The 14,158-nt window shown below is 77.4% G+C and carries 2 protein-coding genes; both read right to left on the bottom strand.

All coding sequences use genetic code 11. The features are described from left to right. Window positions 1-20: 20 nt before the first annotated feature. On the bottom strand, window positions 21-4,817 hold the full coding sequence (locus ACTMTB_RS20505) for a type I polyketide synthase (protein WP_441147880.1): 4,797 nt from the start codon (window positions 4,815-4,817) through the stop codon (window positions 21-23). Between the two features lie 6 nt (window positions 4,818-4,823). Continuing rightward, window positions 4,824-14,135, bottom strand: coding sequence for an SDR family NAD(P)-dependent oxidoreductase (locus ACTMTB_RS20500; RefSeq protein WP_441147878.1), 9,312 nt, complete (start codon window positions 14,133-14,135; stop codon window positions 4,824-4,826). Window positions 14,136-14,158: the final 23 nt, after the last annotated feature.

Genomic DNA, 14,158 nt, shown 5'->3' with positions numbered 1-14,158 from the left:
GGTCCTCACCCCTGTGCGGGTCAGCGCAACCCGAGTTCGTTGTCGATGAAGTCGAAGATCTCGTCGGCGGTCGCCGCCTCGCCGAGCCGGTCGTCGCCGGCGGAGGGGTCGACCAGGCCGATCAGGGCGCGCAGCCGGGCGGCGAGCGCGGGCCGGTCGGCGTCGTCCTCAGGCAGCGCGGCCAGCGACGCCTCCAGCCGGTCCAGGTCGGCCGCCGGCCCGGTCGTCGCGTCGGCGGCGCCGACCCCCATTTCCGCGCCGAGGAACCCCGCCACGGCGGCCGGCGTCGGGTGGTCGAAGACCAGGGTGGCCGGCAGCGCCTGGCCGGTGGCGGCGGTGAGCCGCTGCCGCAGGTCCATCGCGGCGACCGAGTCGAAGCCCAGGTCGGCGAAGGGGCGGGCGGGGTCGAGGGCGGCCGGGCTGTCGTAGCCGAGCAGCGCGGCCACCTCGGCGCGGACGGTGTCCAGCAGGGCCCGCGCCCGCTGGGCCGGCGGCAGCCCGGCGAGCCGGTCGGCCAGCCCGGTCGGGGCGGTCGTGGTGTCGCCGGCGACCGCCTCGGCCACCTCCGGCAGCGCGTCGAGCAGCGGTCGCCGCCGGGCCATGGTGTAGACGGGGGCGAAGCGCGACCAGTCGATGTCGGCGACGACGAGGTCCCCGGCGTCGGCCCGGTACGCCTCGGGCAGCGCGGTGATCGCCAGCTCCGGTCGCATCGGCGGCGCGCCGAGGCGGCGCATCCCGGCGGCCAGGTCGGCGTCGACCATGCCGCTGTCCCAGGAGCCCCAGGCGATCGAGGCGGCGGCGAGCCCGCGGGCCCGGCGGCGGGCGGCGAGCGCGTCCAGGTAGGCGTTGGCGGCGGCGTAGCCGGCCTGCCCGGCGCTGCCCCAGACGGCGGCGCCGGAGGAGAAGAGCACGAAGGCGTCCAGCTCGGTGTCGGCGAGCAGGTCGTCGAGGTGGGCGGCGCCGGCCACCTTGGCGGCGGCCACGTCGGCGATCTCGGCGAGGGTCAGCTCCCCCACCGGGGCGATGCGCTGCATGGCCCCGGCGGCGTGCACCACGGCGGTCAGCGGCCACCGGGCGGGCAGCCCGTCGAGCAGGTCGCGGAGCTGGTCGCGGTCGGCGACGTCGCACGCGGCGAGGGTCACCTCGGCGCCGAGGCCGGTCAGCTCGGCGGCCAGCGCGTCCGCGCCGGGGGTGTCCGCGCCGCGCCGGCCGACCAGCACCAGGTGCTCGGTGCCGGCCCGGGCCAGGGCGCGGGCCACGTGCGCGCCGAGGCCGCCGGTGCCGCCGGTGACCAGCACGGTGCCGCGCGGCCGCCACGACGGCGGCGCCACCGGCCGGGCGGCCCGGACCATCCGGCGGGCGCGCACCCCGCCGTCGCGGATGGCCACGTGGTCCTCGCCGCCGGTGGTGGTGACCAGGGCGCGCAGCCGGCGCAGGGCGGCCGGGTCGGGGAACTCGGGCAGGTCGACCAGCCCGCCCCAGTGCCGGGGCAGGTCGAGGGCGAGGCCGGTGCCGAGGCCGTGCACGGCAGCCTGGGCCGGGTCGGCGGACTCGCTCGGGTCGACGGCGACCGCGCCGGTGGTGAGGCACCAGATCGGGGCGTCGAGCTGGGCGTCGCCGAGCGCCTGGACCAGCGCCACCGTCCCGGCGAGGCCGCGGGTCAGTGCCGGGTGGTCGGGGTGCGGCCGGTCGTCGAGGGCGAGCAGGGAGAGCAGCACCGTGCCGGGGCCGGGCAGCTCGCGCAGCCGGGCGGCGAGGGCGTCCCGGTCGGCGTCGGCCACCGGGAGGCGGACCACCTCGCCGCCGTGCTCGGCCAGGGTGGCCGCGATCATGCCGACCCGCAGGTCGTTGTCGTAGCCGTCGGGCACGGCGACCAGCCAGCGCGCCGGCGCCGGGCCCGGCTCGGGGTCGGCGACGGACTCCCACACCACCCGGTAGCGCCAGCCGTCCACCGCGGACCGGTCGGCGTGCCGGCGGCGCAGCGCGGACAGAGCGGGCAGCACCTGGCCGAGGGCGGCCGGGTCGACGCCGAGGTCGGCGGCGAGGGCGGCGGGGTCGGCGGCGGCGAGGTCGTCGAGGAAGGTCGGGTCGGCAGCGACCGGCTCGGGCGCCTCCCACCAGTACCAGCGGCGCTGGAACTCGTAGGTGGGCAGCTCGACCCGGCGGGTGCCGGGGTGCACCGCCGCCCAGTCGACCGCCGTGCCGCAGGTGTGGGCGCGGGCCAGTGCGGTGACCAACTCCCGCTCCTCGTCCCGGTCCCGGCGCAGCAGCGGCACGAAGACCGCGTCCCGGCCGTCGCCGACGCAGTCCGGGCCGGTGGCCGAGAGCGCCGCGTCCGGGCCGAGCTCCAGGAACGTGGTGACGCCCTGGTCGGCGAGGCACCGTACGGAGTCGTGGAAGCGGACGGTGCCGCGCACCTGGCGTACCCAGTGCTCCGGGTCGGTCAGCTCGCCGGTGACCGGTTGCCCGGTCAGGGTGGAGACCACCGGCAGGGTCGGCGCGGTGTAGCGCAGCGACCGGGCGACCTCGGCGAACTCGGTGAGCATGGGTTCCATCAGCGGGCTGTGGAAGGCGTGCGAGACAGCCAGCCGCCGGGTCCGCCGGCCGGGGCCGCGCAACTGCTCGGCGACGGCCAGCGCGGCGGCCTCGACGCCGGAGACCACCACGGCAGTCGGGCCGTTCACCGCGGCCAGGTCGACCCGCTCGTCGAGCAGCGGCCGGACCTCCGCCTCGGTCGCCTCCACGGCGACCATCGCCCCGCCGGGAGGCAGCGCCCCCATCAGCCGGCCCCGGGCGGCGACCAGCGCCGCCGCGTCGGGCAGGGTGAGCACGCCGGCGACGTGCGCGGCGGCCAGCTCGCCGATGGAGTGCCCGACCAGGTACGCCGGACGCACCCCCCAGCTCTCCAGCAGCCGGTACAGCGCCACCTCCAGCGCGAAGAGCGCCGGCTGGGCGTACCCGGTGTCGTTCAGCGGGTCGGCGTCGGCGCCCCACACCACCTCGCGCAGCGGCCGGGCCAGGTGCTCATCGAGGGCGGCGACGGCGGCGTCGAACGCGTCGGCGAAGGCCGGGAAGGCGGCGTGCAACTGCCGTCCCATGCCGGGGCGCTGGGCGCCCTGCCCGGTGAAGCAGAAGGCGGTGCGGCCGTCGACGCGTACCGTGTCGCGGACCAGGTGGGCGGCGGCGGTGCCGTCGGCGAGCGCGGCCAGGCCGGCGCGGAGCGCGGCGTGGTCGGCGCCGATCACGGCGGCCCGGTGCTCCAGCGCGGCGCGGGTGGTGGCCAGCGAGTACGCCACGTCGGCCGGGGCCTGGTCGGCGCGCTCCTCCAGGTGGCCGGCGAGCCGGCGGGCCTGCGCCCGCAGCGCCGGCTCGTCCCGCCCGGAGACCAGCAGCGCCACCGGCCGCGCCGACGGCGCGCCAGCGTCGTCCCGGGCGGCGGGGGCGGTGTCCTCGACCGGGGCGGTCTCGGCGGGCGGCTCCTCGACGATGACGTGGGCGTTGGTGCCGCTGAGCCCGAACGCGGAGACCCCGGCCCGGCGGGGGCGGTCGCCGCGCGGCCAGGGCCGGGCCTCGGTGAGCAGCCGCACGTTGCCGGTGGACCAGTCCACGTTGGGGGTGGGTTCCTTGACGTGCAGGGTCTGCGGCAGCGTGTTGTGCCGCATCGCCGCCAGCATCTTGATGATCCCGCCGACCCCGGCGGCGGCCTGCGCGTGCCCGACGTTGGACTTGAACGAGCCCAACCAGAGCGGCCGGTCCACCGGCCGGCCCTGCCCGTACGTGGCCAGCAGCGCCTGCGCCTCGATCGGGTCGCCGAGGGTGGTGCCGGTGCCGTGCGCCTCGACGGCGTCGACCTGGTCGGCGGTGAGCTGCGCGGCGGCCAGCGCGGCCCGGATCACCCGCTGCTGGGCCGGCCCGTTGGGGGCGGAGAGGCCGTTGCTGGCGCCGTCGGAGTTGACCGCGCTGCCCCGGACCAGCCCGAGCACCGGGTGGCCGTGGCGGCGGGCGTCGGCGAGGCGTTCCAGCAGCAGCAGGCCGATGCCCTCGCCCCAGGCGGTGCCGTCGGCGTCGGAGGAGAAGGACTTGCACCGGCCGTTGGGGGCCAGCCCCCGGTCCTGGCTGAACCCGACGAACGAGTCCGGGGTGGACATCACCGTCACCCCGCCGGCCAGGGCCAGGCCGCACTCGCCGGCCCGCAGCGCGTGCGCGGCCAGGTGCACCGAGACCAGCGACGAGGAGCAGGCGGTGTCCACGGTGACCGCCGGGCCTTCCAGGCCCAGCGCGTACGCGACCCGGCCGGAGGCGACGCTGGCCAGGCTGCCGACGCCCTTGGCGGCGTAGTCGTGGTAGACGAGGCCGGCGAAGACGCCGGTGGCGCTGCCCTTGAGCGAGGCGGGGTCGATGCCGGCCCGCTCGACGACCTCCCAGGCGGTCTCCAGCAGCAGCCGCTGCTGCGGGTCGGTCTCCCGCGCCTCCCGTGGGCTGATCTTGAAGAAGTCGGCGTCGAACTCCCCCGCGTCGTGCAGGAACCCGCCGTTGACGCAGTACGTCCGCCCGGGCGTGGCCGGCTCCGGGTCGTACAGGCCGGCGACGTCCCAGCCGCGGTTCTGCGGGAACCCGCTGATCGCGTCGCCGCCGGAGGCGACCAGCTCCCACAGGTCGTCGGGGGTGCGGACACCGCCGGGGAACCGGCAGGCCGCGGCGACGATCGCGATGGGTTCGTGCCAGCGCTGCTCGGCGTCGTGCAGCCGCCGCCGGGTCTGCTGGAGGTCAGCCGTGGCGCGCTTGAGGTAGTCGCGCAGCTTGTCGTCGGTCGCCATCGCCGCTCAGCCCATCCCCAGGTTGTCCAGCACCGCGAACAGTTCGTCGTCGGTCGCCGTGGCCAGGTCGTCGTCCGTGCCGTCCGGTCCGGCCGGGTCGTGCCGGGTCCGCCACTCGCGCAGCACCGCCTCCAGCCGGGCGGTGACCCGGGCCGGGTCGCCGTCGGTGGGGCCGGCGAGCACCGCCGCGAGCCGGTCCAGTTCGGTCAGCACCCGGTCGTCCCCGGCGACGTCCCGCGCGCCCAGCTCGGCGGCGAGGTGGGCGGCCAGCTCCCGCGAGGTCGGGTAGTCGAAGACCAGCGTCGGCGAGAGCCACCGCCCGCACGCCTCGCTGAGCGTCCTGCGCAGCTCCACGGCGGCCAGCGAGTCGAAGCCGAGGTCCTGGAAGGCCCGGTCCGGCTCGACCGAACGCCAGTCGGGGTGGCCGAGGACGGCGGCGACGTGGGTGCGGACCAGCTCCAGCAGGAAGCGGTCCCGCTGGTCGTCGGGGAGCCCGGCGAGCCGCTGCGTCAGGTCGGGACCGGTCGGCGCGACGCGGCGGGCCGGTACCCGGACCACCTGGCGCAGCAGCGCCGGCAGCGCGTCGCCGGTGGCGCGCAGCGCGGCGACGTCGAGGCGTACCGGGACCAGGGCGGGGGTGGCCTGCCCGAGCGCCCGGTCGACCAGGGCCAGCCCCTCGGCGACGCCGAGCGGGTGCAGGCCCATCCGGTCCAGCCAGGGCGGCCCGGCCTCCCACGCGCCGAAGGCGAGGGCGGTGGCGGGCAGCTCGCGGGCGGCCCGGTGGGCGGCGAGCGCGTCGAGGTAGGTGGCCGCCGCGGCGGTGGCCGGCCGGCCGGCGCCGAACATCAGCCCGGCGGCCGAGGAGACCAGCACGAACGCCGCGAGGGGCCGGTCGGCGGTCAGCTCGTGCAGGTGCCAGGCCGGGTCGACGGTGGCGCGCAGGGCGGCGGCGAACGCCTCCGGCGCGGTGGTGGCGAGCAGGCTCTCCTCGCGTACGGCGGGGGCGTGCACCACGGCGGTGAGCGGGTGCGCCCCGGGGATCGAGTCGAGCAGCGCCCCCACCGCGTCCCGGTCGGTCAGGTCGCACGCGGCGACGGTGACGTCGGCGCCGAGGTCGGCCAGCTCGGCGAGGAGGTCCTTGTCGGCGTCCTCGGCGGGGTCGACGGCGAGCAGCAGGTGGTCGATCCGGTGCTCGGCGACCAGGTGCCGGGCGATGGCCGCGCCGGGTCCGCCGGTCCCGCCGGTGACCAGCACCGTGCCGTCGGTGTCCCAGCGCGGTGGCGCGCCGGCCCCGGCGGTGGCCCGGGTCAGCCGGGGCAGCAGCGCGCGGCCGTCGCGGACGGCCAGCTCCGGTTCGTCGTACGCGAGCAGCGCCGGCAGGGCCACGCAGGAGGGTCCACTGCCGTCGGTGTCGACGAGTACCAGCCGTCCCGGCTGCTCGGACTCGGCGGCGCGGACCAGCCCCCACACCGGCGCGAGCACCGGGTCGGCAGGCAGCTCCCCCGCTCCGACCGCGCCCTGGGTGAGCAGCACCAGCCGGGTCCGGGGCAGCCGGCTCTGCGCCAACCAATCTTGCAGCGTGCCGAGCAGGTCGGTGAGCAGGGCGCGGACCGCCTCCGGCCCCTGCCCGGCCGGGGTGGCCGGGGCGTGCAGCACATACGCCGGTTCCGGCGCGCCGGCGTCCACGGCGGCGAGCAGCGCGGCCAGGTCGGGGTGCGCGGGCGCGTCGGGGACCACCCCGAACGGGTCCGCGCCGAGCACCGCCCAGGTGGCCGGCGCGGCGTCCGGGGCGGCCTCGGGCGCGGGTACCCAGTCGAGGCGGAGCAGGCTCTCGTCGCCGGCGCCGGTGACGGCGGCCAGTTCGTCGGCGCCGACCAGCCGGCTCTCCAGGTGTCCGACGGTGAGCACCGGGCGGCCGTCGGCGTCGGTGGCGGTCAGCGTGACCCCGCCGCCGACCGGCACCAGGTGGACGCGCAGCGTCGCCGGGGCGGCGGCGTGGCGGGTGACGTCCCGCCAGACCGACGGCTGGACCGGTCCGGCGGCGTCGTCGAGGCGGTGCGGGTGCAGGGCCGCGTCGAGCAGCGCGGGATGCGTCTCGTGGCCGTCGGCGGTGACCCCCTCGGGCAGGCTCACCTCGGCGAACAGCTCGGTGCCCCGGCGCCACACCGCCCGCAGGCCCTGGAAGGTCGGGCCGTACCCGTAGCCGTGGCGCAGCAGGCCGCGGTGGACGTCCTCGACGTCCGCGCGGACCGCGCCCGGGGGTGGCCAGGCGGCCGGCGGCGGGGGCGGGGTGGGTCCGCCGCGGGCGAGCACGCCGGTGGCGTGCCGGGTCCACGGCAGCTCCTCGTCGGCGCCGCGGGTGTGCACCCCGACCGGCCGCGCGCCGTGCTCGCCGGGCGACCCGACCACCACGCGTACGGTGACCGCCTCGTCGGTGAGGACCAGCGGGGTCTCGGCGGTCAGCTCGACCAGCCGGTCGCAGCCGACCTGCGCACCGGCGTGCAGGGCGAGGTCGAGCAGGCCGGTGCCGGGGAAGACGACGCGGCCGTGCAGGTCGTGGTCGGCCAGCCAGGGCTGCCCGGGCAGGGAGATCCTGCCGGTGAGCACCAGCAGGTCGTCGTCGGGGACGCTCACCTTGGCGCCGAGCAGCGGGTGGCCGGTGGCGACCTGCCCGAAGCCGGAGAGGTCGGCGGTGGAGGGTGCGGCGAGCCAGTAGCGCTCCCGCTGGAAGGGGTAGGTGGGCAGGTCGATCGTGCGGGTGGTCTGCGGGAGCAGCGCGGTCCAGTCGACGGTGGTGCCGGTGACGTGCAGCCTGGCCAGGGCGGTCAGTGCCTGGCGGTGTTCGTCGTGTCCCCGCCGCAGGCTGGGGATGACGGTGACCTCGTCGGTGAGGATGCCCTCGATCATCGGGGTGAGCGCGGCGTCCGGACCGAGTTCCAGGAACGTGGTCGCGCCTGCCTGATGCAGGGCGATGATGCCGTCGGCGAAACGCACGGCCTCGCGAACGTGCCGGACCCAGTAGTCGGGGTCGGTCAGCTCGGTCGTGGCCAGGGCGCCGGTCAGATTGGACACGACCGGAAGTTGCGGCTCGGTGTAGGTCAGGCTCGTCGCGACGGCGCGGAACTCGTCGAGCATCGGATCCATCAACCCACTGTGGAACGCGTGACTGACCCGAAGCCGGGTGGTCTTACGACCAAGCGTGGTGAAGTGCTCGGCGACCGTGAGCACGGCGGCCTCGGGGCCGGAGATCACCACGGACCGGGGGCCGTTGACGGCCGCGATGTCCACACCACCAGCCGCCACGTGACCGCCACCATTGCCGGTGCCCGCACCGCTGCCGGTGCCGGTGCCCGCACCGTTGCCGATGCCGTTGCCGGTCCCGGCTGAGTCGTTTACGACATCAGCTCCAAAGGATCCGACCACCACACCCGGACCCGCCAGCGCCGCCCGCACCTCCTCCTCCGACGCCTGCACCGCCACCATCGCGCCACCATCGGGCAACGCCTGCATCAACCGCCCACGAGCCGCCACCAGACAAGCCGCGTCCGCCAACGACAACACCCCGGCGACATGCGCGGCAGCCAGCTCACCGATCGAATGCCCGGCCACGAAATCCGGCCGCACACCCCACGACTCCACCAACCGGAACAGGGCCACCTCGACGGCGAACAGGCCGGCCTGCGCATAGCCCGTCCGCCGGATCAGTTCCTCGTCGTCCCCCCAGATCACCTCACGCAGCGGCCGGTCCAGGTGCACGTCCAGTTCGGCCACCACCGCGTCGAACGCAGCGGCGAACGCCGGGAACGCCCCGTACAGCTCACGACCCATGCCCAGGCGCTGCGCGCCCTGACCGGTGAACAGCACCGCCAGCCGACCACCCGGCCGGGCCACGCCGGTGACCAGGCCGGGAGTGCCGGCGCCGGCGGCCAGGGCGGTCAGGCCGGCGGACAGCTCCGCCGGGTCCGCGCCGAGCACCACGGCCCGGTGGGGGTGCAGCGCCCGGCCGGTCGCCAGGGTCCGGGCCGCCGCGGCCGCGTCCGCCAGGTCCATCGGGCCGGCGACCTCCGCCAGCCGACCCGCGAGGGCCCGCAGCGCCGGTACCGACCTCGCGGACACCAGCCACGGCAGCACGCCCGTCACCCCTGAGTCCGCGCCGGGGCCGGACGCACCGGTCGACGCGTCGTCCGGGGCCTGCTCGATGATGATGTGGGCGTTGGTGCCGCTGATGCCGAACGACGACACCCCGGCCCGGCGGGGGCGCCCGTCGACCGGCCACTCGCGCGCCTCGGTCAGCAGCTCCACCGCACCGGCCGACCAGTCCACCTGCGGCGAGGACTCCTCGGCGTGCAGCGTCCGGGGCAGCACACCGTGCCGCATCGCCAGGACCATCTTGATCACGCCGGCCACACCGGCGGCGGCCTGGGTGTGCCCCAGGTTCGACTTGATCGACCCCAACCACAGCGGACGGTCGGCGGGCCGGTCCTGACCATAGGTCGCCAGCAGCGCCTGCGCCTCGATCGGGTCACCGAGGGTCGTACCCGTGCCGTGCGCCTCCACCACGTCCACCTCGGCGGCCGGCACACCGGCCGACGCCAGGGCGGCCCGGATCACCCGCTGCTGCGACGGACCGTTCGGGGCGGTGAGCCCGTTCGACGCGCCGTCCTGGTTGACCGCCGAGCCGCGCACCACCGCCAGGACCGGGTGCCCGTTGCGGCGGGCGTCGGAGAGCCGTTCGACCAGCAGCAGGCCGACGCCCTCGGAGAAGCCGGTGCCGTCGGCGCCCGCGCCGAAGGAGCGGCACCGGCCGTCCGGGGAGAGCCCGCGCTGCCGGCTGAACTCCAGGATCACCTCGGGGGTGGCCATCACGGTCGCCCCACCCGCGAGGGCCAGCGAGCACTCCCCGGCGCGCAGCGCGCGGACTGCCCAGTGCAGCGCCACCAGCGACGACGAGCAGGCGGTGTCGACGGTGACCGCCGGCCCCTCCAGTCCGAGGGCGTACGCGACCCGACCGGAGGCGATGGAGCCGGTGGCGGTGCTGCCGGCGTAGTCGTGGTACATCAGGCCGGCGAAGACGCCAGTGTCGCTGCCGCGCAGCGTGGCCGGGTCGATGCCGGCGCGTTCCAGGGTCTCCCAGGCGCACTCCAGCAGCAGCCGCTGCTGCGGGTCCATCGCCACGGCCTCGTTCGGGCTGATCCCGAAGAAGTCGGCGTCGAACTCCCCCGCGTCGGCCAGGAACCCGCCCGACCGGGTGTACGTCCGCCCGGCCAGTCCCGGCTCGGGGTGGTACAGGCCGTCGGTGTCCCAGCCGCGGTCGGTGGGGAACCCGGAGATGGCGTCCGCCCCGTCGGCGACCAGCCGCCACAGTTGCTCCGGGGAGCCGACCCCACCGGGGAAGCGGCAGCCCATCGAGACGATCGCGATCGGCTCGTCGGCGACGGCCGGCGCCGCCGCGACCGGGGTGGCCGGGTGGGCCGCGCCGAGCAGCGTCGCGGCGAGGTGGGCGGCGACCGCCGAGACGGTCGGGTGGTCGAAGACCAGCGTGGCGGGCAGCCGCAGGCCGGTCGCCGCGTTGAGCCGGTTGCGCAGCTCCACCGCGGTGAGCGAGTCGAAGCCGAGTTCCTTGAGGGCGCGGCCGGCGTCCACGGCGTCCGGGGTGGCGTGGCCGAGGACCCCGGCGACCTCGGCGCGGACCAGGTCCAGCAGGGTGCGGCGGCGGTCCTCCTCGGGCAGCCGCCGCAGCCGGTCGGCCAGCGAGGCGGCGCCGGTGCCCCGGTGGGCCTGGCGGCGGGGCACCCGGACGAGGTCGCGCAGCACGGCCGGCAGCGCCCCGGCGGTGGCCTGGGCGCGCAGGCCGGCCCGGTCCAGCCGGAGCAGCACCGGCGCGGTGACGTCGCCGGCCAGCGCGGCGTCGAACAGGGCCAGCCCGTCGGCCTCGGAGAGCGCGTCGAAGCCCTGCTGGCGCAGCCGGCGCAGCGCCGTCTCGTCGAGGTGCCCGGTCATCCCGGTGCCGCCGGCCCAGAGCCCCCAGCCCAGGGAGTGCGCGGGCAGGCCCCGGGCGCGGCGGTGCGCGGCGAGGGCGTCCAGGAAGAGGTTCGCGGCGGCGTAGTTGGCCTGCCCGGCCGGGGCGAGCACCCCGGCGGCCGAGGAGAAGAGGCAGAACAGCGCCAGGTCGGCGTCGCGGGTCAGCTCGTGCAGGTGCCAAGCGGCGTCGACCTTCGGCGCCAGCACGGCGTCCACCCGCTCGGGTGTCAGCGACTGCACGAGGCCGTCGTCGAGCACCCCGGCGGCGTGCACCACCCCGGTCAGCGGGTGCGCGGCGTCCACGGCGTCGAGCAGGGCGCGCAGCGCCACCGGGTCGGCGACGTCGCAGGCGGCGACGGTGACCCGCGCGCCGAGGTCGGTCAGCTCGGCGCGCAGCGCGTCGACGCCGGGGGCGTCCGGGCCGCGGCGGCTGGTCAGCAGGAGGTGTCGCACGCCGTGGACGGCGGCCAGGTGGCGGGCCACCAGGGCGCCGAGGCCGCCGGTGCCGCCGGTGACCAGGACGGTGCCGTCGGGCGCCAGCGCCGGCGGGGCGTCGCCGTTCGCGGGGGCGCGCACCAGCCGGGGTACGGCCGCCGCGCCGGCCCGCAACGTCACCTCGGGCTCGCCGAGGCGCAGCACAGCCGGCAGCGCCGCCAGGGAGACGGGATCGTCGTCGGCACCGACCAGCAGGAAGCGACCCGGGTGCTCGGCCGCGGCGGCCCGGAGCACGCCTCGCACCGGCGCGGTGCGCAGGTCGTCGTCGGCGTCGGGCAGGAGCGCCACCAGCGTCGCGCCGGCCAGCCGCTCGTCGGCCAGCCACTCCTGGACGACCCGCAGTGCCCGCCGGGCCGCCGCGTGCGCGCCGTCGATCACGTCGCCGGCGCCGGCGCTGACGGGCCAGAGCGCCACCTCGGGTACGGCGGCACCGGCGTCCAGGTCGGCCCGGAGCGCGGCCAGGTCGGGATGGTTGGTGGCGGGCGCGCCGATGGGCGGGTCCGCGCCGAGCACCGCCCAGCCGTCGAACGAGCCGACGCCCGCCGTCAGGTCGACCGGTCGGCGGTCCAGGCGCAGCGGCTCCACGGCCGGGGCACCGCCGGCGGCGGCCAGCTGCTCGGCGGCGACCGGGCGGGCCACCAGCGCGCCGACCGAGATCACCGGTGCGCCGGCCGGGTCGACCGCCTCGATCGTGGCCCGGTCCGGCCCGAGGCGCCGCACCCGTACCCGCAGCGCGGTGGCCCCGACGGCGTGCAGGGTGACGTCGGTCCAGGCGAACGGCAGCAGGGTGTCCCCGCCCGCGTCGGAGATCACGCCGGCGTGCAGGCAGGCGTCGAGCAGCGCCGGGTGCACCCCGAACCGGTCGGCGTCCGGCTGGGCCGCCTCCGGCAGGGTCACCTCGGCGAAGAGGTCGTCGCCGTGCCGCCAGAGCCCGGTCAGTCCCTGGAACGCCGGGCCGTAGCCGTAGCCCCGCCCGGTCAGCCGGGCGTACCCGTCGCGGATGTCGACGGCGGCGGCGTCGCGCGGTGGCCAGTCGGCCGGTGCGGCGGCGGGGGCCGGGGCGGCGGGCGCGAGCAGCCCCTCGGCGTGCCGGGTCCACGGCTGGTCGGAGTCCTCGGGGCGGGAGTGGACGCTGACCGGGCGCGCGCCGTCGGCGTCGGGGGCGCCGACGACGACCTGGAGCGCGACGGCGCCGCGCTCAGGCAGTACCAGCGGCGCGCCGAGGGTCAGCTCCGCCACGCCTGGCAGGTCGACCTGCTCGCCGGCGTGCAGGGCCAGCTCCACCAGGGCGGCGCCGGGGAGCACCGGCCGGCCGTGGACCTCGTGGTCGGCGAGCCAGGGTTGCCGGGTCACGGAGAGCCGGCCGGTGAGCAGCAGCCCGTCGCCGTCGGCGGGCCGGACCAGTCCGGTCAGCAGCGGGTGGCCCGGGGCGCCCTCACCGGCGCCGGTGGTGCGCCCGGTCGGGTTCTTCCAGTAGCGCCGCCGCTGGAAGGCGTAGGTGGGCAGGTCGACGATCCGGCCGCCGGCGAGGAAACCGGCCCAGTCCACCGGCGCGCCGTGCACGTACGCCTCGGCGAGCGAGGTGGCGAAGCGGCGCAGCCCGCCGTCCTCGCGGCGCAGCGACCCGATCGGTACGGCGGTGACGCCGGCCGCCTCGGCGGTGTCCTGCACGGCGGAGGTGAGCACCGGGTGGGCGCTGGACTCCACGAACACGCGGTGCCCGTCGGCGAGCAGCGCCCGGACGGCCTCGGAGAAGCGGACGGTCTGGCGCAGGTTGCGGTACCAGTAGTCGGCGGTCACCGTGGCGGTGTCCAGCGGCCCCCCGGTGACCGTGGAGTAGAAGGCCACCCCGGCGGTACGCGGGCTGACCGGGGCGAGCGCCTCGATCAGCTTCTCCCGGATGCCCTCGACGTAGTGCGAGTGCGAGGCGTAGTCGACGGCGATCCGGCGGACCTGCACACCGTCGGCGGTCAGCTCGGCGTGGAACTCGTCGAGGGCGGCGACCTCGCCGCAGACCACCATGGACGACGGGCCGTTGACGACGGCGAGCTGGAGCCGGCCGGCCCACCGCTCCAGCCGGGCCTCGACGGCGTCGCGGGGCAGCAGCACGGACATCATCCCGCCGAGGCCGGCGAGTTCCGCGCCGATGAGCCGGCTGCGCAGGGCGACGACGCGGGCGCCGTCGTCCAGGGTGAGCGCGCCGGCGACGCAGGCGGCGGCGATCTCACCCTGGGAGTGGCCGACCACCGCGGCGGGCCGTACCCCGTGTTCCTGCCAGAGGTGGGCCAGCGACACCATGACCGCCCAGAGCATCGGCTGCACCACGTCGACCGAGTCCCAGAGCGGGGAGTCGGGGTCGCGCAGCACGTCCAGCAGCCGCCACTCGACGTACGGCTCGAGCGCGGTGGCGCACTCGGTGAGCCGGGCGGCGAAGGCCGGCGCCTCGTCGAGCAGCGCCCGGGCCATTCCGGGCCACTGGGAGCCCTGGCCGGGGAAGACGAAGACCGCCCGGGCGTCGGGCAGGACCGTGCCGGTCACCACGCCGGGGGCGTCGGCGGCGTCGGCCAGTGCGCGTACCCCGGTCAGCAGCTCGGCGCGGTCCGCGCCGAGCACCACGGCGCGGTGGCCGAGCCGGGCGCGGGTGGTCAGCAGCGAGTGACCGACGTCCGCCGCCCGCGGGTCGGCGGCCTTTTCCAGGTACGCCGACAGCCGGGCCGCCTGCCCGCGCAGCGCGTCGGCGCCGCGCCCGGAGAGCACCCAGGGCAGCACCGCGCCGTCCCGCGACGGCATCTCCTGGTTCACCGGGTACCACCGCCTGTTCCGAT

Source organism: Micromonospora sp. L32 (assembly GCF_052068055.1).
GTDB classification, from domain to species: domain Bacteria; phylum Actinomycetota; class Actinomycetes; order Mycobacteriales; family Micromonosporaceae; genus Micromonospora; species Micromonospora purpureochromogenes.
This window is presented reverse-complemented; position numbering and strand designations above follow the sequence as displayed.

Excerpts from the sequence above, each read along its gene's own strand:
- ACTMTB_RS20505 (WP_441147880.1), bottom strand. The coding sequence starts at position 4,817 with ATGGCGACCGACGACAAGCTGCGCGACTACCTCAAGCGCGCCACGGCT.